Source organism: Bacillus sp. SJ-10, from assembly GCF_002843505.1.
Lineage (GTDB): Bacteria > Bacillota > Bacilli > Bacillales > Bacillaceae > Bacillus > Bacillus velezensis.
In genome coordinates this window covers 3,827,501-3,849,607 of sequence record NZ_CP025258.1, presented here as the reverse complement: position 1 = coordinate 3,849,607, position 22,107 = coordinate 3,827,501, and the positions used below count along the sequence as shown (strand labels likewise).

The 22,107-nt window shown below is 47.3% G+C and carries 23 protein-coding genes, 1 rRNA gene and 1 pseudogene (1 of these 25 running past the window's edge); 17 read left to right on the top strand and 8 right to left on the bottom strand.

The annotated features are described in order from the left end of the window. Nucleotides 1-126 precede the first annotated feature (126 nt). Entirely contained in the window at nt 127-1,320 is a 1,194-nt protein-coding gene (locus tag CXL14_RS19170) for an MFS transporter (protein WP_025284446.1), read from the top strand. Between the two features lie 39 nt (nt 1,321-1,359). Here CXL14_RS19170 and CXL14_RS19165 read toward each other — a convergent pair whose 3' ends face one another. From CXL14_RS19165 to CXL14_RS19155, 3 genes are all read right to left on the bottom strand, one after another. Beyond that, entirely contained in the window at nt 1,360-1,749 is a 390-nt protein-coding gene (locus tag CXL14_RS19165) for a DUF2606 family protein (RefSeq protein ID WP_053285206.1), read from the bottom strand. Beyond that, nucleotides 1,712-2,623 (bottom strand): trypsin-like serine peptidase, encoded by a 912-nt coding sequence (locus CXL14_RS19160; protein ID WP_029973980.1) that lies wholly within the window; start codon nt 2,621-2,623, stop codon nt 1,712-1,714. Before CXL14_RS19160 ends, CXL14_RS19165 begins: the two co-directional genes overlap by 38 nt. Nucleotides 2,624-2,767: 144 nt before the next feature. Next, nucleotides 2,768-2,920 carry a small, acid-soluble spore protein K gene (locus tag CXL14_RS19155; protein WP_003155495.1) on the bottom strand — a complete coding sequence of 51 codons (153 nt, stop codon included), beginning with the start codon at nt 2,918-2,920 and terminating at the stop codon, nt 2,768-2,770. A 123-nt stretch (nt 2,921-3,043) separates the two neighbouring features. Here CXL14_RS19155 and CXL14_RS19150 point away from each other — a divergent pair, with 123 nt between their 5' ends. The 6 genes from CXL14_RS19150 to CXL14_RS19125 all read left to right on the top strand — a co-directional run bounded on the left by CXL14_RS19150 (nt 3,044) and on the right by CXL14_RS19125 (nt 9,060). Continuing rightward, on the top strand, nt 3,044-3,313 hold the full coding sequence (locus tag CXL14_RS19150; RefSeq protein WP_003155492.1) for a YfhJ family protein: 270 nt from the start codon (nt 3,044-3,046) through the stop codon (nt 3,311-3,313). 131 nt (nt 3,314-3,444) lie between these two features. Further along, on the top strand, nt 3,445-3,972 hold the full coding sequence (locus CXL14_RS19145) for an SH3 domain-containing protein (protein WP_053285205.1): 528 nt from the start codon (nt 3,445-3,447) through the stop codon (nt 3,970-3,972). An 85-nt stretch (nt 3,973-4,057) separates the two neighbouring features. Beyond that, a complete protein-coding gene (locus CXL14_RS19140; protein ID WP_053285204.1) occupies nt 4,058-4,393 on the top strand; it encodes an SdpI family protein in 336 nt (111 codons plus the stop codon). After that, the gene (locus CXL14_RS19135) at nt 4,386-5,246 is read left to right on the top strand and encodes an alpha/beta fold hydrolase (protein ID WP_053285203.1); all 861 of its coding nucleotides are present in this window, start codon (nt 4,386-4,388) and stop codon (nt 5,244-5,246) included. The genes CXL14_RS19140 and CXL14_RS19135 overlap by 8 nt, the downstream gene beginning before the upstream one ends. A 211-nt stretch (nt 5,247-5,457) precedes the next feature. Continuing rightward, nucleotides 5,458-6,438 carry a glycosyltransferase family 2 protein gene (locus CXL14_RS19130; protein WP_003155484.1) on the top strand — a complete coding sequence of 327 codons (981 nt, stop codon included), beginning with the start codon at nt 5,458-5,460 and terminating at the stop codon, nt 6,436-6,438. A 36-nt stretch (nt 6,439-6,474) separates the two neighbouring features. Next, complete coding sequence (locus tag CXL14_RS19125; protein ID WP_022552790.1) at nt 6,475-9,060, top strand: YfhO family protein; 2,586 nt, start codon at nt 6,475-6,477, stop codon at nt 9,058-9,060. Here CXL14_RS19125 and CXL14_RS19120 read toward each other — a convergent pair. Further along, a complete protein-coding gene (locus CXL14_RS19120; RefSeq protein ID WP_022552791.1) occupies nt 9,057-10,040 on the bottom strand; it encodes a metal-dependent hydrolase in 984 nt (327 codons plus the stop codon). The genes CXL14_RS19125 and CXL14_RS19120 overlap by 4 nt on opposite strands. Before the next feature lie 225 nt (nt 10,041-10,265). Here CXL14_RS19120 and mutY point away from each other — a divergent pair, with 225 nt between their 5' ends. Beyond that, a complete protein-coding gene (gene mutY, locus CXL14_RS19115) occupies nt 10,266-11,363 on the top strand; it encodes an A/G-specific adenine glycosylase (RefSeq protein ID WP_022552792.1) in 1,098 nt (365 codons plus the stop codon). A 6-nt stretch (nt 11,364-11,369) separates the two neighbouring features. On the opposite strand, the gene CXL14_RS19110 is transcribed toward mutY, so the two are convergent. After that, the gene (locus CXL14_RS19110) at nt 11,370-11,594 is read right to left on the bottom strand and encodes a hypothetical protein (RefSeq protein WP_013351495.1); all 225 of its coding nucleotides are present in this window, start codon (nt 11,592-11,594) and stop codon (nt 11,370-11,372) included. 81 nt (nt 11,595-11,675) lie between these two features. On the opposite strand from CXL14_RS19110, the gene fabL reads away from it, so the two are divergent. The 5 genes and pseudogenes from fabL (at nt 11,676) to CXL14_RS19085 (ending at nt 15,582) form a co-directional block, all read left to right on the top strand. Beyond that, on the top strand, nt 11,676-12,428 hold the full coding sequence (gene fabL / locus CXL14_RS19105; RefSeq protein ID WP_017419158.1) for an enoyl-[acyl-carrier-protein] reductase FabL: 753 nt from the start codon (nt 11,676-11,678) through the stop codon (nt 12,426-12,428). Between the two features lie 83 nt (nt 12,429-12,511). Beyond that, nucleotides 12,512-12,664 (top strand): annotated as a pseudogene (locus CXL14_RS19100) (gamma-type small acid-soluble spore protein); the annotation flags it as partial. 160 nt (nt 12,665-12,824) lie between these two features. Continuing rightward, nucleotides 12,825-13,091 (top strand): YgaB family protein, encoded by a 267-nt coding sequence (locus CXL14_RS19095; protein WP_003155476.1) that lies wholly within the window; start codon nt 12,825-12,827, stop codon nt 13,089-13,091. 135 nt (nt 13,092-13,226) lie between these two features. Continuing rightward, nucleotides 13,227-13,757 (top strand): nucleoside tri-diphosphate phosphatase, encoded by a 531-nt coding sequence (gene ntdP / locus CXL14_RS19090; RefSeq protein ID WP_003155475.1) that lies wholly within the window; start codon nt 13,227-13,229, stop codon nt 13,755-13,757. A gap of 82 nt (nt 13,758-13,839) precedes the next feature. Continuing rightward, complete coding sequence (locus CXL14_RS19085; RefSeq protein WP_017419159.1) at nt 13,840-15,582, top strand: ABC transporter ATP-binding protein; 1,743 nt, start codon at nt 13,840-13,842, stop codon at nt 15,580-15,582. A gap of 79 nt (nt 15,583-15,661) precedes the next feature. Here the strand turns inward: CXL14_RS19085 and CXL14_RS19080 are convergent, their stop codons facing one another. Both CXL14_RS19080 and CXL14_RS19075 read right to left on the bottom strand, forming a co-directional pair. Further along, the gene (locus CXL14_RS19080; protein ID WP_007610190.1) at nt 15,662-16,726 is read right to left on the bottom strand and encodes an aromatic acid exporter family protein; all 1,065 of its coding nucleotides are present in this window, start codon (nt 16,724-16,726) and stop codon (nt 15,662-15,664) included. A 209-nt stretch (nt 16,727-16,935) separates the two neighbouring features. Next, nucleotides 16,936-18,225, bottom strand: coding sequence for a glutamate-1-semialdehyde 2,1-aminomutase (locus tag CXL14_RS19075; RefSeq protein ID WP_007408567.1), 1,290 nt, complete (start codon nt 18,223-18,225; stop codon nt 16,936-16,938). 157 nt (nt 18,226-18,382) lie between these two features. Here CXL14_RS19075 and bcp point away from each other — a divergent pair, with 157 nt between their 5' ends. Both bcp and perR read left to right on the top strand, forming a co-directional pair. Further along, nucleotides 18,383-18,856, top strand: a complete 474-nt coding sequence (gene bcp, locus CXL14_RS19070; protein ID WP_003155466.1) for a thioredoxin-dependent thiol peroxidase — start codon at nt 18,383-18,385, stop codon at nt 18,854-18,856. Between the two features lie 124 nt (nt 18,857-18,980). Further along, nucleotides 18,981-19,418, top strand: a complete 438-nt coding sequence (gene perR / locus CXL14_RS19065; RefSeq protein WP_003155465.1) for a peroxide-responsive transcriptional repressor PerR — start codon at nt 18,981-18,983, stop codon at nt 19,416-19,418. 34 nt (nt 19,419-19,452) lie between these two features. Here perR and CXL14_RS19060 read toward each other — a convergent pair whose 3' ends face one another. Then, nucleotides 19,453-19,806 carry a YgzB family protein gene (locus tag CXL14_RS19060; protein ID WP_022552794.1) on the bottom strand — a complete coding sequence of 118 codons (354 nt, stop codon included), beginning with the start codon at nt 19,804-19,806 and terminating at the stop codon, nt 19,453-19,455. Nucleotides 19,807-20,008: 202 nt separating this feature from the next. Between CXL14_RS19060 and CXL14_RS19055 the strand changes: the two genes are divergently transcribed. Further along, the gene (locus CXL14_RS19055; protein ID WP_014417244.1) at nt 20,009-20,893 is read left to right on the top strand and encodes a nucleotidyltransferase-like protein; all 885 of its coding nucleotides are present in this window, start codon (nt 20,009-20,011) and stop codon (nt 20,891-20,893) included. Nucleotides 20,894-21,122: 229 nt separating this feature from the next. Continuing rightward, nucleotides 21,123-22,107 (top strand): 16S ribosomal RNA (locus CXL14_RS19050); it runs 565 nt beyond the window's last position.

Below are 22,107 nucleotides of genomic sequence, written 5' to 3'. Positions count from 1 at the left end.
CCTCTTTTTCTTTTCGGGCACATTCGTTTCAACCTTTCAGTAAAAAATGATTGAATTCATTTTTGATATCTTTTAAGATGGAATTCGTTGTTTTTTTTAATAAAAAGGAGGCGATTCGCGTTGAATATCAAAATGAAACAGCCATCTGTGAAATTAATGATTTTTGTTTTAATGATTTGCACATTTTCCATCGGGTATACGGAATATGCTGTCATGGGTATTCTGACGTCGATTGCCGATGACTTTCATATACATGTATCTTCAGCGGGCATGCTTGTTACGGCGTACGCGGCAAGCGTCTGCCTGACGGGCCCGATCGTAACCATTATCGCGGTTAAGCTGCCGAGAAAGCCGGTGCTGCTAGGGTTGATGGGCATCTTCGTCCTTGCCAACCTGATGAGCGTCTTTGCGCCAAACTTCGCCGTGCTGGCGATTTCCAGAATTTTATCCGCATCCATCCACGGAGCTTTTTTTGCGATCGCCATGGTGTTTGCGAGTGAAATGGTGCCGCCTGAAAAACGTTCCGCCGCCGCGGCTTCCATGAACGGCGGATTAACCGTGGCGCTGATGCTCGGTGTCCCGTTCGGCTCTTATTTAGGGGATGCCCTTAACTGGCGGGCCGTCTTTTTCATTATTTCCGTTTTAGGCATGATCGGGCTGATCGGACTGATGCTGGTCGTGCCGAACCGGAAACCGAAAGTGATCCCGATGCTGATGAATGAATGGAGTGTCTTTAAGCATAAACAAGTGATTTTTTCCTTTGCGATCACCATTCTCGGCTACTCAGGCGTATTTATCGCTTACACGTTTATTGAGCCGATTTTAAGAGATTCAGCGGGGTTCGGCACAGTCGGCATTACAGGCGCATTATTTGCCTACGGTCTCGGCGGAGTGGCGGGGAATTTTTTCGCGGGCAAAGTGCCGCTCAAACTGCTGACGCGCACGATGATCGGTGTGATGATCGGCTTGATCGGCGTCTTGGCGATTTTCCCTTATATCGCCGTTTTTCCAGCCGCCGCCGTTTCAGCGACATTTTTATTCGGCGCATGTGCGTTCGGCACGCCGCCGCTTTTGCAGACCAAGGTTATTTCTTCCTCTGAAAACGGCACGACAATCGCCGCTGCGGTGAGCGTTTCCGCCTTTAACCTGGCAAACGCGCTCGGCGCCTGGATCGGCGGGTTGATTCTCGGGGGAACGGGATCTTACTCATGGCTGTTTGCCGGCGGTGCGCTGATGACGGCTCTCGGCCTTGTGCTTTCCACGTTCGCTCATCTGTCTGAGAAGAAAGATGTCTATGAATACCAAGTGCATAAAGGATAACAAAAAGCTTGCAGGGGATATTCCGCCTGCAAGCTTTTTTCAGTGTTTCAATGTAATGCTGATCACCGTATGTTTATCACTCTCAGCTAAGGAAATATTCCGGGTTTCCGGTACCCCGTCTTTTTCAAAAACGACGGCATAGGTTCCTTTCGCGCCGCTTTTCCATGCAATATCGCCGTGGTGATCAGTCTTGCCTATTATCTCTCCGCGGTCTATATTCGGCTGATGATCTGACTCCGCCGCTTTCATCACGGTGACCGTCACACCGGCCGCCGGTGAACCGTCTGCATCCTCAACATGGAGCGTAACGGGCAGTGCTTTTTTGGCGGCGGAATCATCCGCTTTGCCGCATCCGCATAAAACGGCCGCGGCGAGCAAGAAAACAAAAGCTTTATTGATTTGACCAATATTGAATGTTGTCGAATACACTGTTTGTCACCCTTGTTCCCAGATTATAAGACGACCCGCCGTTTGTATGAATGGCAATGGCGGTCTGGCCGGTGTCGCTGTAATTGCGGTAAACGGGCGATCCGCTCTGGCAGCCGAACGTATCTGTCGTGTAGGTGAGTTTATATGTCTCGGCAGAACGTATCGGCTTGCTGTCCGACCACATGGAACCGGACACTTTGTCGCACGGATACCCTGTCACGGTTGAGGAAAGCCCGGCCGGACTGGAACTGTTGGTCGTCCGGTAGCCGTACCAGCCGACAGTATTCCCGGGCGACCCGTTTACTTTGATTGCGCCGTAGTCGTAGTTTGTGTCACCGTTTTCTGTCCACCCTTTGACGCTGTAGAATGTCTTGCCTGAATAAGAGCCGTACGGGTACGATGACCCGTTGCGGCCGGGAGCTGCCGTAATTTTCGATGCCCAGCCGTTTTTCTGATCATACACGCAATGTCCCGCCGTAACGATCGTGTCGGCATTGACAAAAAAACCGGTGCATCCGTAAGTGCTTGTGCTGCCGCTGTATGTAACGGTCAGCTGTGCTGTCGCGCGATATGGAAATGATGTTGTAGGAGAAATTCTGATTCGTTCGTCTGTCCCAATAATACTGGAAGGCTTTAATGACTTGATGTCAGCTTTGCTGTTTTGTGCAAGCTGTCTTTTGGTGAGGCCCGTTCCTTCATAAGCGGGGGATGTCTGTGTTGTTTGTACAGGCTGATTCAGATGTGCGTCAAACTCCTCACCGCTGTTTGATACAGATGTCTGCGGACTGCCCTCTGCTTCTGCTGAAACAGCAAATAATGAAACTGACAGTAAGAATGCGGTAAGGCTCAGCAATCGTTTTGAAACTGTCTTCATTTTATAAAACCCCTCCTTTTTTGTCTACCGGCTTTCGGTTGAACATTTAACATATTATGGAATTTATTTAGCGTTATGACCTCAAAAGAATGTTTTTCTCCGCAAAAAAGAGACCGGATCATTCCCGGTCTCTTACGGTGTGTGTTATCGTCTGCCTGAAGCTCTCATGCGCTCTTGCGGGTGCGAATTAATTGAACCGTCCGCCCGTTTAGAAGCGTAGTCATCCTTTGCACGCGGTTCGCCTTCAAACTTATTATTGTTCTGATTAGGAAATCCTTTTGCCTTGTTCCGGACCATTTGTTTTCCCCCTCGGCCAATATCAAAAGGTTGCGCCTTCTGGACTGAAGACGTAAAGTTAGTATATGCCTGTGACAAGCTGCGTAAAAGCAGCAGGTTTTCCCAAGGAAAGGAGACAGAGACATGAATACATATATCGACAAACTGACGAATTTGCTGCTTGAGAAAAATGACATGCTCAGCTATTTGCAAGCGCGAACTTGGGTTGAGCTTTTATGGGGAGATTTCGAAGCGACTTACGCAAAAGCCGGCCGCCCGTATCAAGGAGAGCAAATGACGGAACGCGTCGTCAAGGAATGGATCGAATCATACGGCAGCAAGCTCCATATGTTCCAGAGCGTTCGGGAAGACGTTTCTCATTATTTGGATCAAAGCAGGGGCCTCCTGCATTAACATAGCAGTGCGCCCGCCGGATATATTCCGGCGGTTTTTTCTTTTTATAAAAGAAATGGGAAAATCATGTTTGACGACCCGCGGAATGTGGAAATGTGTAATAACTTATAAAATAGCGGGGAGGAACCACAATGAACATGAAAAAGGGGTTAACCGCATTTATTCCGGCCGCAGGACTTTGCTTATTTTTAGCCGCAGGCACCGTTTTTTTCGATCCGGCAGCGAATGCCGCAGCAGTTCACCAGACAAAAATAGACACCGCAGCAGATACATATATCGTGAAAGCAGGAGAACTTAACGTCCGCAAAGAACCAAATAAACAAGGGGCGATTATCGGCACGCTTCGTTCAGAGGATTCCGTAAAGGTTAAACGGCTTCAAGGAGCAGATTGGGCTGAGATTGACTACAAAGGTCACAAAGCCTATATCTCCACACATTTTCTGATGAAGCAGCCGGTGAAGGCGGTGACGGCGAAACAAACCGCTTTTTATACGCCGACTTTGGAAACCGGCAAACAAAGGTCCGTTAAAGCGGGTGAAACCGTCAATGTGCTCGGCTGGGGGTTCAGCCATGACGGAGGGTTTGACCGTAAATGGGCGTACGTCACATACGGCGGGAAAGCAGGTTATGTGAAAACGGCCGACTTAACTCAAAAATAAAGATTCAGGCAGGCGAATGAGCCTGCTTTTTTTCTGAAACCTTCCGCCTTTCCTTTCGTAAAAGATGAAAAGGAGAGTGAGGGATATGATAATGGTGATCGGCGGCCTTCTGATGGCTGCAGCCGGCATTTCAGTCACATTTTTTCCGCCGAAGTCGATCAACAGCCTGTACGGATATCGGACGAAGCGCTCTATGGCGGATGAGTCGCAGTGGAGAGAAGGCAATCGATTCAGTGCGCTCCTCATGATTTTGTTCGGCCTTATTTCGGCGGCAGCTGGATTTGCGGGCAGCCTGCTTATCCGGCTGACTCAGCCGTTCGCCCTGATCGTTCAGGCCGTATTGTTGATTGCGATCAGCGTACTGATCATCGTCTTAACAGAAAGAAGATTGAAACAAACGGGGAGGAGAATCGATGAATGACATTACGTTTCACATGATCGAAACAAACGGAGTGACGCTGCACACGGCTTCAGCCGGTCCGAAAGACGGTCCTTTGGCGGTGCTGCTGCACGGGTTTCCGGAATTCTGGTACGGCTGGAAGAGCCAGATCAAACCGCTGGCGGATGCCGGATATCATGTTGTCGTGCCTGATCAGCGCGGCTATAATCTCAGTGACAAACCGGAGGGCATTGAAAACTATACCATTGATACGCTCAGAGACGACATTATCGGGCTGATCACGCATTTTACAGATGAAAAAGCCGTCGTCATCGGCCACGATTGGGGAGGAGCCGTGGCCTGGCATTTGGCATCCACGCGGCCGCAATACGTTGAAAAATTGATCACGGTCAATATCCCGCATCCGGCGGTTATGCGGAAGGTTACACCGTTCTACCCGCCGCAGTGGAAGAAAAGCTCTTATATCGCGTTCTTTCAGCTTCCGGAAAAGCCGGAACGGAGATTGTCTGAAGACGATTACCGCGTATTGGATCACGCGATCGGCTTATCCGAACGCCCGGCGCTTTTTTCACGGGAAGATATCGGCAGCTACAAAGAAGCATGGGGCAGAAAAGGAGCGCTCACGGCGATGCTGAACTGGTACCGGGCGATCAGAGCCGGCGGTTTAGGCCCTGCCGTTCCGCTTAAAATGCCCGTTCCGTACCGATTAATATGGGGCGTCAATGACCGCGCGCTGAGCAAAAAGCTTGCCAAGGAAACAAAACGGATGATTCCAAACGGCGACTTAATCTTTATAGACGATGCCTCACATTGGGTCATTCACGAAAAACCGCGCATCGTCAGTCATTTGATTCACGAATACCTTCAGCAATAAAGTCTGTCCCGCGTACAGACTTTTTCTTTTTTTTCTCATATCTGCCGAAAAACATGACAAAATATAAACCATATGCAGAAAAAAATTTTCTTTCCCTGTAACAAAAAAAGGGTTTAAACGTCATTAAAAAAAGGAAAAGCCTTACTGAAGTTTTGCGGACAATTCCTTTAAGGACGTCCTAAAAAAAGAATAATACAAAGAAGGTGCCTTCATGAAACAAAGGTTAATCTCAATTATTATTCCGTCTTACAATGAAGGGAACAATGTCAAGCTCATCCATGAATCTTTAAAAAAAGAGTTTCAGACGATTCATTATGACTATGAAATTTTCTACATCAATGACGGAAGCGCGGATGACACCCTTCAGCAGATTAAAGAACTGGCCGCCAGAAACCATCGCGTCAAATACATATCTTTTTCCCGCAACTTCGGGAAAGAAGCGGCCATTTTGGCAGGATTTGAACACGTGCAGGGCGAAGCGGTAATCGTGATGGACGCCGATCTGCAGCATCCGACCCATCTGCTGAAAGACTTCATTCAAGGCTATGAAGAAGGGTATGACCAAGTCATCGCGCAGCGCAACCGAAAAGGGGACAGCCCCGTGCGTTCCGTGCTTTCTTCCCTGTATTATAAATTTATCAACAAAGCCGTCGAAGTGGACCTGCGTGACGGGGTCGGAGATTTCCGCCTGCTGAGCCGGCAGGCCGTTGATGCCCTTTTGAAGCTGAGTGAAGGGAACCGTTTCTCGAAAGGGCTGTTCTGCTGGATCGGGTTTGACCAGAAAATCGTATTTTATGAAAATGTCGAAAGGAAGAACGGCACGTCCAAATGGTCATTCAGCAATCTGTTCAACTACGGAATGGACGGGGTCGTCTCCTTCAACAACAAGCCCCTGAGGGTATGCTTTTTCACCGGTATTCTGATATTGCTTCTGTCGATGGTTTATATTGTAACGACCTTTGTTCATATTCTGACACACGGCGTGTCCGTACCCGGATACTTCACCATTATTTCCGCCGTGCTGTTTTTAGGGGGCATCCAGCTTTTGAGTCTCGGCATCATCGGAGAATACATCGGCCGGATTTACTATGAAACAAAAAAACGCCCGCACTACTTAATTAAAGAAGCGAATATAACGTATGGAGAACAAAATGAAACGAATTATACAAAAAAGCGCAAGTGGAACCATTAAACAGCCGCCGCTGTGCGCAGGGTCTGGGGACGTTGTATGAAAAAAAATAAATGGATCTTGCCGGCAGCCTGTGTGCTGGCTGCGGCAGCCGCTCATATTTTTTTCTTAAAAGAGTGGTCGGCAGGCCGCTATATGACGGGGTCTGGAGACGGGATCGCCCAAATGGCGGTCTTCAAAAAGCTGCTGTTTGATCAATATATGAACGGCAGGCTGTTTTACAGCTATTCGTTCGGACTGGGCGGGGGAGTGTACAGTCAGCTCGGCTATTATTTCTCTACTTCTTTTCTATTCCTGTTTATCTCCGCCGCTGTCCGCTTTTTGCAGCTTATTCAGCTGACGGGCGAGGCTGATGCGCTGTTCTGGGCGCAGGCCTCCGTTTTTATCAGCATCGCCAAGCAGAGTTTTATCATATTCACGGCGGCGTGTGTGTTCCGTTATTTCGTCAAACGGACGGTGCCTGCTTTTGCCGGCGCCGTGTTGTACGGGGTCTCGATTATCTACTTCCGGCATGAGGTATATTGGGACTTTTTCACTGACAGTATGGTGTGGCTGCCGCTGCTCGTGCTCGGCGCGGAAAAAATCATCAGGGAAAAAAAGCCGGCGTGGTTTATCTTCGCCTGTGCGCTGACATTGATCAACAACTTTTATTTTGCGTATATTAATTTGATTTTCATCGGCATTTATATCTTATTCAGGTGGGTGATCCCCCTTGAAGGCAATGAGGCGAAAAGACTCACTCAATGCAGGATATTTATTCTGTCGGGTCTTCTCGGGTTCGGCATAAGCGCAGTTTCCTTTATTCCTGTCGTATACGGATACCTTCATAATCTGCGGCCGCCGTATTCAGAGCATATTGCATGGCTTGATTTTTCCGACAACATTTTATTTTCAAGCCGGATTATCATCCTGCCGGCGGCTTTTTTGCTCTTTCTATTTACATTTTCTTTATACAAAAACCGCTTGTTCCGGCTGTTTGCGGGAATCAGTCTGCTGTATATTGTGTTTCACTTCAGTCCGTTTGCGGCAAGTGCCTTTAACGGTTTTTCAGCTCCGCAGAACAGGTTTGAATACGTCCTGTGCTTCACGATTGCCGGAACGGTTTCAGCCGGGCTTTCTAGGCTTTCAGGCATCAGCATGAAGAGTATGCTGATGTCCGCCGTACTCGTCGTTCTGCTCTATTGGAGCCAGGTGAGGCGGTACAGTCTGGATATTTCTGATCACGCCAATCTGCCCGTCATTCTTCTTCTGGTGCTGACCATAGCCGCTTTCTTCGCAGCAAAGACAAGACTGAAAGGCGCGGTGCCCGCCGTCTATGCCGTCATTTTGCTTACGGCGGTGCTTACGGCTAATACATATGAAAAATATGCTTTATCAGAAGGCGGGAAGATTTATACGGTATCGCATACATTTATGACGGGTGCTGACTATAAAGGCAAAGAGCAATCAGAGCTCATTCAGCGTCTGAAAGAAAAAGACCCTGATCCGTTTGCCCGTTTAGATTGGATGAACGGTGTTTTCAATAACACCCCGATCATATACGGATTCAACGGATTCAGCGTATACTCAAGCATACTGAACCGCAATCTGCTGTCCTTTTACTGGAACGACCTCCGGATTGACATGGGCAGAGAAAGCGTCAGCCGCTATGCGACATTAGGAAACAGGGCTAATTTATACAGCCTGCTTTACGGAAAATATTATATGACGGAAAAAACAAACGAGGCCGGCGTGCCGTACGGGTTCAAAAAAATCATGGAATCATCCCATTATGCGGTTTATCAAAATCAATATATGCTTCCGTTCGTACGGACAGCCGATCGCGTATATAACGAGGGCGGTCTGAAAAAAGCGCCCGCCCTTGCCAGGGAACGGGCAATGCTTGACGGGATCGTCATGGAATCAAGCACAACCAACACGAAAAAAGCGCCTGAGGCGAAAAATATGATCCGCCATGCAGAGGTAGCGGCCGAACATGGCGATTATCATAACGGCATCCTGACGGTAAACGAAGACGGCGGCGGCCTGATCATTAAGCCGCAAGCCGCTAAGATGGACGGCGGCGATTATTACGTCAGCTTTTATTTGAAGAATAAAGCGAAGGACCAGGGCTTTACATTAAAAGTGAACGATTACACGACAACGAGAAAATCGAATCAATCCATTTACAAAACAGGTGTCAACGATCTTACTGTGAGAGTGCCGAAAACAAAAAACATCCAAATCCGTCTGCCGAAAGGATCGTATCAGCTTGACAGACTGGCGCTTTATGAAGAACGGTACGATACGCTGAAAAGCGCATACCGAAAAGCGGAAAAAGAACCGCCGGCCGATCTCAGCTGGCGCGGAAATACGCTTCATATCTCGTATGATAACAAAACCCGCGCGCCGTATATCATGCTTCCGATTCCATATGAAAAAGGCTGGGAGCTGAAGATAAACGGCAGAAAAGAGCAGATTGAAAAAGCGGATTATTCCTTTATCGGATTTAAAGCGCAAAAAGGAAAAAACGATATTCAATTAACGTATTACCCGCCGTTTTTTAAACCCGCGGCCGCTCTATCGGTGATCAGCCTCGTGTTTGCCGCTATATATGTGAGAAGACAAAAAAAGCCCGGCTCTTAAACAGAGCCGAGCTTTAATTTTTTCTGCAGTTTTTCCTCGCTGAAAATCCAGCCCGTGTAAGAAGAGAGAAGCTCTAAATCATGACTGAGGTGGACGATGGCGACAAAAGGATAGTGGCCTTTGCTCCGGTAGCGCAAATCAATAAAGCGCACCTCATAATGATCTTTAAAGGTATCGACCTCCCACCTGTAAACAGGGGAAAAGGAAAGAAAGGCCGCAATATTTTCGTCCTGTTTCGCGGCCTTCATCACATCGGTTTCCGGAACGGGCACGCGGTTGAATGTATCCAATATCACGACATGGCCGTCAAGGCTTCTGCCGACATAAAAGGCATGCGCCGTTGTCACGGCGATACGCCACTGCCTGAATTTCATCGTCGGCGAAATAATGATGGTTTCAATCTCCTCTTCAATCATCTCGCGCAGCCTTCGCTTTATCCGCAGCTGCATCAAAAACCGGACGGCGTAATATCCTGCGAGGATGATATAAAGCATCAGAAATGTCACGCCCGGATGACCTCCGAGATACCACACGGCAATCGCGGCCAAATGGCTGACGAAAATAAACGGATCAAAGGTATTGATTAAACCGAGAGCGATCCATTTTCTCGAAAACGGGCGGATGGCCTGCGTGCCGTACGCGTTAAAAATGTCAACAAACACATGCAAAACGACAGCGAGAAGCGTCCACAGCCACAGGTGCAAAAAGTTCGCTTCCGGATAAAACATAAACAAAATACCCGGAATCAGAACGGACCAAAATAAAACGGCGGGAATGGAGTGCGTGAACCCTCTATGATTTCGAATATAAACGGCATTATTTTTCAGCTTCAATATGGTATCAATATCAGGTGCCTGAGAGCCGGCAAGAGCGGCGATCATAACTGCCTGAGACATGGGGGTGTGCATGCCGACGGCAGGATCAAGAGTTGCGATTCCGCCAAGCGCGATACCCATGACAACGTGAGTGCCAGTATCCATTGTTGACCTCCTAGCAGGCGTTAAAAATCAGTCGCCCGCATATTTCGCATTATAAGATATTCCCCATTTTCTGTTTGCCCAATCATGGCGTTTATCCGCCGTTCTCATATGTTTCCGCTTTTTCTTTATCACTATTTAATGTAACATATTATCGTAACGTGCCCTAAGTTTACACCAAAATACGGTGTCAAGAAAAGCGGAACCCGAAACATCTGAGGAGAAGATATGAACGCACTTGAAGAAAAAATGAAACAAAAAGATATAGACAAATTTCGCGAGGACTTAATTACATGGTTCGAAAGAGAACAGAGAATTCTGCCGTGGAGAGAAAATCAGGACCCGTATCGGGTGTGGGTATCAGAGGTGATGCTGCAGCAGACGCGCGTAGAAACCGTCATTCCTTATTTCCGGCGGTTTGTTGAGCAATTTCCGACCGTTTCGGCGCTCGCGGAAGCCGATGAGGAAAAAGTGCTCAAAGCCTGGGAAGGGCTAGGTTATTACTCCCGTGTAAGAAATCTGCAAAGTGCCGTAAAAGAAGTGCATGAGCGGTACGGGGGAGTCGTCCCTGCCGAGGAAAAGGAATTTGGCGGACTGAAAGGCGTCGGCCCTTATACAAAAGGCGCCGTGCTCAGCATCGCATACAACAAACCGATTCCCGCCGTAGACGGCAATGTGATGCGTGTCATGTCGAGAATTCTTTCCATATGGGACGATATCGCAAAACCTAAAACGAGAACTATTTTCGAACAGGCGGTATCCGCTTTCATTTCTCATGAAAAACCATCTGAATTCAATCAGGGTTTAATGGAGCTCGGCGCGATCATCTGCACCCCGAAATCGCCGTCCTGCCTGCTTTGCCCCGTACAAAAGCACTGTTCGGCATTTGCGGAAGGGACAGAGCGGGAGCTGCCCGTTAAAAGCAAAAAGAAAAAGCCCGGAATAAAAACAATGGCAGCCGTTGTGCTGACAGACGATCAAGGCGATGTCTATATTCATAAACGGCCGCCAAAAGGCTTGCTCGCCAACTTGTGGGAGTTTCCGAATACCGAAACCCAGAAAGGAATCAAAACCGAGAGAGAGCAGCTTGAAACCTATTTAGAAAAAGAGATGGGAACAACCGCTGAAATCGGGGAGCTGGAAGGCATCGTAGAGCATGTTTTCACCCATCTCGTCTGGAATATTTCGGTCTTTTTCGGTAAAGTAAAACAAGTGTCGGATACAACGGAATTCATACGGGTCACAAAAGAGGAGCTCGAGGAATACGCATTTCCCGTTTCCCATCAAAAGATATGGAAAATGGCGGAAGAAAGCGGCCGCCTGTAAAAAGCGTCAGTCATAGCTGACGCGAGTGCCGTGGCCGTAATCCGCTTCATTCCGTTTCAGTCCGCCGCGGGCTTCGATTTCCTGAATCAGTTCCCGGTATTTGGACTGGCCTTCTTCGTTTAAATACGGCATAATTTGCTGGAAGGCATGATGGAAATAGGCGAGCTCTGAATCTTTCCAATCTTTTTTGGGCATCATGGCCAATTCGCCCATATCACGTCCGACATACATATAAAAGACCCCTTTCAACACATATTGCTTTTATTGTTTGTTGAATGAAAAGAACTATACACAGCAAGGAGCTGAGGAAAAATGGAACAAAATAAATGCGCACTGGTCACGGGAAGCAGCCGCGGTGTCGGGAAAGCAGCCGCCATCAGACTCGCGGAAAAAGGATACAACATCGTCATCAATTACGCCCGCAGTAAAAAAGCGGCATTAGAAACCGCCGAAGAAATTGAAAAACTCGGCGTTAAAACGCTCGTCATTAAAGCCAATGTCGGCCAGCCGGCAAAAATCAAAGACATGTTCCGCCAGATTGACGAAACATTCGGCAGACTGGACGTGTTCGTCAATAATGCGGCTTCAGGCGTGCTGAGACCGGTTATGGAACTCGAAGAAACACACTGGGACTGGACGATGAATATCAATGCGAAAGCATTGCTTTTCTGCGCCCAGGAAGCGGCAAAGATGATGGAGAAAAACGGAGGCGGCCACATCGTCAGCATCAGCTCGCTCGGCAGCATCCGCTATCTTGAAAACTATACGACGGTCGGTGTCTCAAAAGCCGCTTTAGAATCGTTAACCCGTTATCTGGCGGTTGAGCTGTCTCCGAAAAATATCATCGTAAACGCGGTGTCAGGCGGAGCGATTGATACGGACGCGCTGAAGCATTTCCCTAACAGAGATGAACTGCTGGAAGATGCCCGCCAAAATACGCCGGCCGGCAGAATGGTCGAAATTAAAGATATGATCGATACGGTGGAGTTTTTAGTTTCTTCAAAAGCGGACATGATCCGCGGTCAGACCATCATAATTGACGGCGGACGCTCTCTGCTCGTATAAGTTTTAAAAAAGATGAATAGCCTTATCGTCTCCTGCGCATTCTATAGTGCGTGGAGGTGATAACAATGGCAAACTCAAAATTCAGCAAAACAGACGTTCAGCAGGTGAAAAGACAAAACCAGCAATCAGCTTCCGGTCAGGGTCAATTCGGCACTGAATTCGGCAGTGAAACTGATGCGCAGCAGGTTAGAAAGCAAAACCAATCTGCTGAACAAAACAAACAGCAAAACAGCTAATCACTGAAACGAAAAAGCACTTCATCTTCGGATGGAAGTGCTTTTTTCTGTTGCTGAAACGACAAAACTTGTGATTCCTCTACAGAATGAGTCAAAGGGTTTTCCCGCGGAAAATCGAAATGGTAAGGAGTATCAACCTAAAAGCCTAAGGAGGAACCCGATGTCAGAGTTTGAAAAGCTTGTAAGTGAACAGATGAAAATCATGGATCAGCTTCTCGAGCTGCAGTCAGAACTTGACCGCTGCCGCCAGGTGGAAGCGGAACTCATCAGTCTTGAAAGAGATGCAAAGCTGGACAATGTACAGGACGAAATTGCGACAAAGCGAAAAGACCTGGCCGGCATACAGGAGTTATTCCAAAGGCAGACAGAGCAAGTCATCCAGTCTTATCGCAGCACGGAAAAGCCGTCTTCCTATGTGCAGAAATGAATGTGCCATTCCGGAAGCGGAGTGGTTCTTTTATTTTCATTTTTTAATTCGTAACGTTATAATAGTGAAAAGACTTGTCGGAAAGCAATTGCGGCTGCATTGACTGCAGGGCTTTACAGAAAGTAGGGGAGAAATATGGGATATCCCAAGGAAGGAGAAACCATTCAAATTCACAGCTATAAGCATAACGGGCTGCTTCATCGAATTTGGAATGAAACGACGATTTTAAAAAGTACGGAATTGTGTATCATCGGAGCCAACGACCGGACAATGGTGACGGAATCCGACGGACGGACGTGGGTGACGAGAGAGCCGGCGATCTGCTACTTTCATGCCCGTCAGTGGTTTAACGTCATCGGAATGCTGAGAGATGACGGGGTACACTATTATTGCAACATCAGCTCGCCGTTCGCTTATGACGGAGAGGCCATCAAATATATTGATTACGATTTGGATGTCAAGGTGTTTCCGGATATGACGTATAACATTCTTGACGAGGATGAATACGATGACCACCGCAAATCAATGAATTACCCTAAAGAGATCGACAGCATTCTGAAGGAGTATCTGAATACGCTGCTGCACTGGATTCATCAGCGGAAAGGACCGTTTGCTCCGGAATTTGTTGATATGTGGTATGAACGGTATCTGCGCTATACAAAATAAAGAATACAATAAAAAACCTGTTGGGGTGTCAACAGGTTTTTCACATGGGCTCACACGCCTTAAAGAGAGAGGGGGATAAAGTGTGGGCGTAATCAGACGCTATATGCAATTTGTAAAACCTTATAAAAAACAAATTTTTATCACAGTGTTAATCGGCATCATAAAATTCTCCATCCCGCTGGCTCTCCCGCTTCTGTTAAAATACGTGGTCGATGACATTATTCAAGGGAGCGGAACGGCAAGCGCTAAAACATTATCGCTATTTACGATAATGGGTATCATGTTCGTGCTGTTTTTAATTCTGCGTCCCCCGGTAGAGTACTATCGGCAATACTTCGCGCAATGGACGGGCAGCCGGGTGCTCTACGATATCAGGGGGGTATTGTTTGATCATATTCAAAAATTGAGCCTGAGGTTTTATGCCAACACGAGAACGGGCGAAGTCATTTCCCGGGTGATAAATGATGTCGAACAGACAAAAGACTTTGTCATAACGGGACTGATGAATATCTGGCTTGATATGATGACGGTGCTGATCGTCATCTGTATTATGTTTACACTCGATGTCAAGCTGACATTGATATCTGTCATTTTGTTTCCGTTATACGGAATTTCAGTGAAATACTTTTACGGCCGCCTCCGAAAACTGACACGTGAGCGTTCTCAGGCACTCGCCCAAGTTCAGGGACATTTGCACGAAAGAGTTCAGGGGATGCCCGTTATCAGAAGTTTTGCCATTGAAGATTATGAACAAGCCAATTTTGATGAAAAAAACGGACATTTTCTGGACAGAGCGATCCGTCATACGAATTGGAACGCAAAAACGTTTGCAGTCGTGAATACCATTACGGATTTGGCGCCGCTGCTTGTTATCGCGTTTGCGGGTTATTTTGTCATAAACGGTCCCCTGACGGTAGGGACGATGGTTGCGTTCGTCGGCTACATTGACAGAATGTACAATCCGGTCAGAAGATTGATCAACTCATCGACGACGCTGACCCAGTCGATCGCTTCGATGGACCGCATATTTGAATTTATCGACGAGCCGTATGAACTGACTGATAAACCGAATGCAGTAAAAGCTGACGGCATTAAGGGCGAAGTTGAATTCCGAAATGTCTCGTTCCGTTATGAGGAAGGAAAAGAAACGATTTTGCAGGACGTTTCCTTAAAGGTGACAAAAGGGGAAACCGTCGCGCTCGTCGGGATGAGCGGCGGCGGAAAATCGACGCTTGTCAGCCTCATACCGCGTTTTTATGATGTATCCGGCGGCAGCCTGCTGATTGACGGCACAGATATTCGCGATTATGAAGCGAGAAGCCTCCGCAATCAAGTCGGAATGGTGCTTCAGGATACGTTTCTGTTCAGTGAGACAATTCGTGAAAATATCGCCATCGGTAAACCGGGAGCGTCTCTGGATGAGGTGGTTGCGGCAGCGAAAGCGGCAAATGCCCATGAATTTATTATGAACTTCCCCGAAGGCTACGAAACCAAAGTCGGCGAACGGGGCGTCAAATTGTCAGGCGGGCAGAAACAGCGGATTTCTATCGCGCGTGTATTCTTAAAAAATCCGCCGCTGTTAATCTTGGATGAAGCGACATCGGCTCTTGATCTTGAAAGTGAACACTACATTCAGGAAGCGATGGAAAAGCTTGCGAAAAACCGGACGACTTTTATCGTCGCCCACAGGCTGTCCACGATTACGCATGCGGATAAAATTGTCGTCATGGAAAACGGCGCCGTCGTCGAAACCGGCACGCACGAGGAATTAATGGCCCAAGGCGGCCAGTACAGACACTTATTTACGATTCAGAATTTGAACTGATACAAAAACGTATGCCGTCCGAATGGGCGGCATACGTTTTTTTGAATGCAAAAAAACCCGGTTTTACGGAAGCACCGGGTTACTCTTCGTCTGTTTCTAATTCGCTGTCTTTCGGGTGGTATGTCTGAAAACTCGTAATTAATGTATCGAGATGCTCCAGCTGCTCGCGGTATTCCGCAACCGCAGCCATAATGCTGAGCATATTGTAATCAAGCAGTTCATCCTCGCAGTTCTGCTGATTTTTCAAGAAAGACTTCGTCAAAAGCTGTTTATATCTTATGCTTTCTTCAGCATCGTCATCATGCGGCTTGATCTTGCCGACCGTCCGCATCAGAATCCTTTCGTGCCAATGAAGCAGATAATCAATTTCTTCTGTCAGCGTCTCCTGAAATTCCTCCGGCATATGATAAATCTCGTTTTCATAGCGGTGCAGCTTTTTCAGCGTATCAAGCGCCCGATTCGCCGTAATAATCGCCTGTCTGAATAAAACAAGCTTGCGCGACTTTACATACGTCGTTTTCTTAAAGTAGCTTCTCTCCTCTTTATAAAGAAGGTACGTATGATCAAGCTTCATCATCTTTTCTTTCAGCTTCTCAATATCCTCTTTCAATATCGAGTGTTCCGTGGACTGGCGCATCGTCAGCCTGATCCATTTCATGATCTCATCGGTATATTCAACCGTATGATGAGTCAGCTTCGTTTCGTATTTCGGCGGAAGAAACACAAGGTTCACAATAAAAGAAGACAGCACGCCTAAAATAACGGTGCTTGTTCGTATCAGAGCGAACGTCAGGAAGCTGTTTCCCGGTGTTTCTAAAATCGCGATAACCGTCACGAGCGCAATCGAAATGGTGTGTTCAATTTTCAGTTTTAACATGATCGTGATGACAATCACTGCGGTCAATCCGATCATAATCGGACTCGGTCCGAAAATCAGTCCGAATGCCGTAGCGATGACAGCGCCGATGATATTTGCCTGAACCTGATCAATAATGATAAGAAAAGACCTGTAAATAGAGGGCTGTATGGCAAATATAGCTGCAATCCCGGCAAAGATCGGCGACGGAAGTCCGATCCATGATGCTAAGTAGAGCGCGAGCGTAATCGCAATCCCTGTTTTAAAAATGCGGGCACCAAGTTTCATTGGTTTGTGCGTGCATTCCTTTCTCTAATAAATTATGTGCCGAACGAACGGCTGACACTTACATTTCCCTGTCGGCTGATTTGCTAAACAATAAAGTAATATACAGGGATCATACCAATTATTCAAGGTCTTTTTTTGAAAAAACCATTATCTCACAAATCGGACAAAAAGAAAAAGCGGAAGCCCCGGGCTCCCGCTTGTTTCAGCAGTTATTTTTTCATATGTCTGAACGCATCTTCAACGGCTTGTAAAGTGGCGTCGATATCCTCTTCAGTATGTGCGGTTGTGATAAACCAAGCTTCATACTTCGATGGAGCGAGATTGATGCCGCGCTCAAGCATCAGCTTGAAGAACTTGGCGAATGCTTCTCCGTCCGTATTTTCCGCCTGCTCGTAATTGACGATCTTTTCATCAGTGAAGTAAACCGTGAGCGCGCCTTTTAAACGGTTGACGGTGATGGTAATGCCGTGTGTCTCCGCATGGGCGAGAATGCCTTGCTCAAGTCTGGCGCCGAGCTCATCAAGCCGCTCATAAACGCCTTCTTCCTTCAGCACTTCCAGGCAGGCGATGCCAGATAGGATAGATGCCGGGTTTCCGGCCATCGTACCGGCTTGATATGCCGGGCCGAGCGGAGCAACCTGCTCCATGATCTCTTTTTTGCCTCCGTAAGCGCCGATCGGCAAGCCGCCCCCGATAATTTTACCGAGCGCCGTTAAATCAGGCTTCACTTGAAGAAGATCCTGCGCGCCTCCGTACATAAAACGGAACGCCGTGATCACTTCATCATAAATGACGAGCGCGCCCGCTTTATGGGTCAATTCATTTACCTGTTCTAAAAATCCTTCTTCAGGTTCAACGATGCCGAAGTTGCCGACGATCGGCTCGACGAGAACCGCTGCAATTTCCGAACCCCATTTATCCAGCGCGGCTTTGTAGCTTTCAATGTCATTGAAAGGAACGGTAATCACCTCATTGGCGATGCTTTTCGGCACGCCGGCGGAATCGGGGGTGCCGAGCGTAGACGGGCCGGAACCCGCAGCGACAAGCACGAGATCAGAGTGGCCGTGATAGCAGCCGGCGAATTTAATGATTTTTGTCCGGCCTGTATAAGCGCGTGCAACCCGGATCGTTGTCATTACCGCTTCAGTGCCTGAGTTTACGAATCGTACTTTATCAAGTGAAGGAATGGCCTCCTTCAGCATTTTGGCGAAAGTGACCTCATGTTTGGTCGGCGTCCCGTACAGCACGCCGTTTTCAGCCGCTGTTTTAATCGCTTCAGTAATATGCGGATGGGCATGTCCGGTAATAATCGGGCCGTAAGCCGCTAAATAATCGATATACTGATTCCCGTCTACATCCCAGAAATAAGCGCCGTTCGCTTTTTCCATCGCAACGGGTGAACCGCCGCCTACCGCTTTATAGGATCTGGACGGGCTGTTCACGCCTCCGACGATATGCTCTAACGCTTCCTTATGAAGTTCAACTGATTTTGTATACAAAAAATGACCCTCCTAATATCTCCTTACATCATGTTCTATTGTAGCATGCTTCATTGCGAGCACAACGGTTCATGCTTCCAGAAAAGAGCGGGAGGATAACGGTTGTAATCTTAACGTGAATTGGATACGCTTAATAAAAAACCCGGAGGTATAAGAAATGACGATTGAAATCGGACAAACAGCACCGGATATGAAATTAGTGAATGACAGCGGGGAAGAAGTAGCATTGACGGATTTTAAAGGGAAGTACGTCGTTCTCTATTTTTATCCGAAAGACATGACACCCGGATGCACGACGGAAGCATGTGATTTCCGTGATCAGCACGAAAGTTTCGCGGGACTTGATGCGGTTATCATCGGAGTAAGCCCTGACAGCCGTGATAAACATGAAAAATTTAAGCAAAAACACGATCTTCCTTTCCAGCTCCTCGTTGACGATGAGCACAAACTGGCGGAAGCTTTTGATGTGTGGAAGCTGAAGAAGAATTTTGGGAAAGAATATATGGGTATCGAGCGATCCACTTTTTTGTTAGACAAAGAAGGCCGTCTTGTGAAGGAGTGGAGAAAGGTAAAAGTGAAAGATCACGTTGCCGAGGCGCTTCGCGAATTGGAACAAATTGCGTCTAATTAATGGACAAATGCTGAACTCACGGGGTTTTCTTCAGATTACATTTGACAGGAGACCGGAAAAAGATGTACACTAATTATAAACATTATAAAGTAAGAATCTTTTTTAGAAGAGAGGTGCATGACGGATGGCTGCACATGAATTAAAAGAAGCCTTAGACACGTTGAAGGATACGGGAGTCCGGATTACTCCTCAACGTCATGCCATTCTGGAATATCTCGTGGATTCTATGGCACATCCGACAGCGGACGATATATATAAAGCCTTGGAAGGGAAATTCCCTAATATGAGTGTTGCGACAGTGTATAACAATTTGCGTGTATTCCGGGAAGCGGGGCTTGTAAAGGAACTGACGTACGGAGATGCGTCCAGCAGATTTGACTTTGTCACCTCTGACCATTATCACGCCATTTGTGAAAGCTGCGGAAAAATCGTAGACTTCCATTATCCCGGGCTTGACGAAGTGGAACAGCTTGCGGCTCACGTCACGGGGTTTAAGGTAAGCCACCACCGTTTGGAGATTTACGGCGTCTGCCAAGAATGTTCCAAAAAAGAAAACCACTAAACGAAGCTGACCGCTTTGATACGGTCAGCTTCGTTTATTTTACACTGTTTTTTCTGTTATAAGACTCATCGAACGCTTTGCCTTCCAATCCTTTATCCAATGTAAGCGGCTCTCTGCAATGCATGCACATATCCACTCTGCCCAGAATCTTCGTTTCTTTCTCGCAAGCGGGGCACATCACCCGGACCGCTTTTGTGGACAGCATGCCGATCCAAAAATAAACGGCGGTGCTGAGCCCGATCGACAGCAGGCCGAGAACCATAAACAAGCTGGCAAGCAAAACAGACTGCTTAAAGAACAGCCCGATGTACATAATGATAAACCCAACGAAAACCAAACTTAACGCAAACGTTCTGATCTTATTAATTTTGCTCGAGTATTTCGCCATGTCCATCCCCCTCTCGTTTAACTATAGCACAAAACAGATGGCATATTCTTCATGTTTTCGTAAGAAAAGGGAAGAATAAATATGGCACCTGAAAGGAAATTTGTTATAATAGTGCAATGTGTTTAGAAAAAAGGACTTTCATGTTTTATCATAGAAATGTAGAAACAATAGCTAGTGAAACAATCGCATTGGAGGAATCGTAATGGACAATCTTCTCCGTCCAATTTACCAAGAAAGAGCAAGTCATCCCGATACGCTGGCCGTCCTTATGATTGAGAGAAGGAGTAAAGCATCATCCATCACGGATAACTTTGATGCGGTCATGCTTGTCATTGTCAAACAGGCTGATGAACCTCTTTTTATAAAGCATTATGAATTCGAACAAAAAACCGCTTCTTTACATATTGTAACGGATGCTCTGCTTCAGGAATGGATTCTGCTTGGGACAAATAGAAGAGTCATAGATTGGATCATCAACGGCAAAGTGCTGTTTGACCGCAATGAATATATATCTGAACTCAATGACCGGCTCAGCACTTTTCCTTTCGCCGAGCGGAAATTAAAGATCGGAATGGAATACGGCAAGCTGATCAGAAGATTTGTAGAAGGAAAAGCGTTTTTTGAAGCTGATCATTTTCTGGATGCATATTATGCGGTAGTGCATGCTCTTCACCACTTGGCCCGCATAGAAGTGATTGACCGGGGGTTTTATCCCGAAACGACAGTCTGGAACCAGGTCCGTCACATTGAGCCGCAGGTATATAAGTTATATTCCGAACTTGTCGAGAGTCACGAAAGTTTGGAGAAAAGGCTCGAATTATTATTCTTAGCAAATGATTTTCTCATCCATTCAAAAGCTGAAATCGGTTCTGCGCACCTTTTTCAAGTGATGAAAGAAAAAGAAATGTGGCAGTTTGGAGAATTGCTACAGCACCCTGAACTGCTGCACTTCACCCAAGATCTTGGTGTCATGCTTGATTACCTGACGGAAAAAGGCTTTGTTGAAGTATCTCAAATAGAGACCAAAGGGCAGGAAGTATATCATCGAGGATATTCTTTCAAAAAAAGTGTTGACGCTGAATCATAGGCATGGTATATTATTAAACGTCGCTGATGCGCTTCAACAAAAAGCTCACAGCGGCGGAGAAATAAAAACAAAAAAACATTTGACAGCAACTTTCTGAAATGTTATACTGAAAAAGTCGCCTCAAGATGAGGTTGAGATGATCTTTGAAAACTAAACAAGACAAAACGTACCTGTTAATTCAAAGTTTTAAATAAATCGCACAGCGATGTGCGTAGTCAGTCAAACTACTTTATCGGAGAGTTTGATCCTGGCTCAGGACGAACGCTGGCGGCGTGCCTAATACATGCAAGTCGAGCGGACAGATGGGAGCTTGCTCCCTGATGTTAGCGGCGGACGGGTGAGTAACACGTGGGTAACCTGCCTGTAAGACTGGGATAACTCCGGGAAACCGGGGCTAATACCGGATGGTTGTTTGAACCGCATGGTTCAGACATAAAAGGTGGCTTCGGCTACCACTTACAGATGGACCCGCGGCGCATTAGCTAGTTGGTGAGGTAACGGCTCACCAAGGCGACGATGCGTAGCCGACCTGAGAGGGTGATCGGCCACACTGGGACTGAGACACGGCCCAGACTCCTACGGGAGGCAGCAGTAGGGAATCTTCCGCAATGGACGAAAGTCTGACGGAGCAACGCCGCGTGAGTGATGAAGGTTTTCGGATCGTAAAGCTCTGTTGTTAGGGAAGAACAAGTGCCGTTCAAATAGGGCGGCACCTTGACGGTACCTAACCAGAAAGCCACGGCTAACTACGTGCCAGCAGCCGCGGTAATACGTAGGTGGCAAGCGTTGTCCGGAATTATTGGGCGTAAAGGGCTCGCAGGCGGTTTCTTAAGTCTGATGTGAAAGCCCCCGGCTCAACCGGGGAGGGTCATTGGAAACTGGGGAACTTGAGTGCAGAAGAGGAGAGTGGAATTCCACGTGTAGCGGTGAAATGCGTAGAGATGTGGAGGAACACCAGTGGCGAAGGCGACTCTCTGGTCTGTAACTGACGCTGAGGAGCGAAAGCGTGGGGAGCGAACAGGATTAGATACCCTGGTAGTCCACGCCGTAAACGATGAGTGCTAAGTGTTAGGGGGTTTCCGCCCCTTAGTGCTGCAGCTAACGCATTAAGCACTCCGCCTGGGGAGTACGGTCGCAAGACTGAAACTCAAAGGAATTGACGGGGGCCCGCACAAGCGGTGGAGCATGTGGTTTAATTCGAAGCAACGCGAAGA

Excerpts from the sequence above, each read along its gene's own strand:
- CXL14_RS19160 (WP_029973980.1), bottom strand. The coding sequence starts at position 2,623 with ATGAAGACAGTTTCAAAACGATTGCTGAGCCTTACCGCATTCTTACTG.
- CXL14_RS19155 (WP_003155495.1), bottom strand. The coding sequence starts at position 2,920 with ATGGTCCGGAACAAGGCAAAAGGATTTCCTAATCAGAACAATAATAAG.
- CXL14_RS19150 (WP_003155492.1), top strand. The coding sequence starts at position 3,044 with ATGAATACATATATCGACAAACTGACGAATTTGCTGCTTGAGAAAAAT.
- CXL14_RS19145 (WP_053285205.1), top strand. The coding sequence starts at position 3,445 with ATGAACATGAAAAAGGGGTTAACCGCATTTATTCCGGCCGCAGGACTT.
- CXL14_RS19140 (WP_053285204.1), top strand. The coding sequence starts at position 4,058 with ATGATAATGGTGATCGGCGGCCTTCTGATGGCTGCAGCCGGCATTTCA.
- CXL14_RS19135 (WP_053285203.1), top strand. The coding sequence starts at position 4,386 with ATGAATGACATTACGTTTCACATGATCGAAACAAACGGAGTGACGCTG.
- CXL14_RS19130 (WP_003155484.1), top strand. The coding sequence starts at position 5,458 with ATGAAACAAAGGTTAATCTCAATTATTATTCCGTCTTACAATGAAGGG.
- CXL14_RS19125 (WP_022552790.1), top strand. The coding sequence starts at position 6,475 with ATGAAAAAAAATAAATGGATCTTGCCGGCAGCCTGTGTGCTGGCTGCG.
- CXL14_RS19120 (WP_022552791.1), bottom strand. The coding sequence starts at position 10,040 with ATGGATACTGGCACTCACGTTGTCATGGGTATCGCGCTTGGCGGAATC.
- mutY (WP_022552792.1), top strand. The coding sequence starts at position 10,266 with ATGAACGCACTTGAAGAAAAAATGAAACAAAAAGATATAGACAAATTT.
- CXL14_RS19110 (WP_013351495.1), bottom strand. The coding sequence starts at position 11,594 with ATGTATGTCGGACGTGATATGGGCGAATTGGCCATGATGCCCAAAAAA.
- fabL (WP_017419158.1), top strand. The coding sequence starts at position 11,676 with ATGGAACAAAATAAATGCGCACTGGTCACGGGAAGCAGCCGCGGTGTC.
- CXL14_RS19095 (WP_003155476.1), top strand. The coding sequence starts at position 12,825 with ATGTCAGAGTTTGAAAAGCTTGTAAGTGAACAGATGAAAATCATGGAT.
- ntdP (WP_003155475.1), top strand. The coding sequence starts at position 13,227 with ATGGGATATCCCAAGGAAGGAGAAACCATTCAAATTCACAGCTATAAG.
- CXL14_RS19080 (WP_007610190.1), bottom strand. The coding sequence starts at position 16,726 with ATGAAACTTGGTGCCCGCATTTTTAAAACAGGGATTGCGATTACGCTC.
- bcp (WP_003155466.1), top strand. The coding sequence starts at position 18,383 with ATGACGATTGAAATCGGACAAACAGCACCGGATATGAAATTAGTGAAT.
- perR (WP_003155465.1), top strand. The coding sequence starts at position 18,981 with ATGGCTGCACATGAATTAAAAGAAGCCTTAGACACGTTGAAGGATACG.
- CXL14_RS19060 (WP_022552794.1), bottom strand. The coding sequence starts at position 19,806 with ATGGCGAAATACTCGAGCAAAATTAATAAGATCAGAACGTTTGCGTTA.
- CXL14_RS19055 (WP_014417244.1), top strand. The coding sequence starts at position 20,009 with ATGGACAATCTTCTCCGTCCAATTTACCAAGAAAGAGCAAGTCATCCC.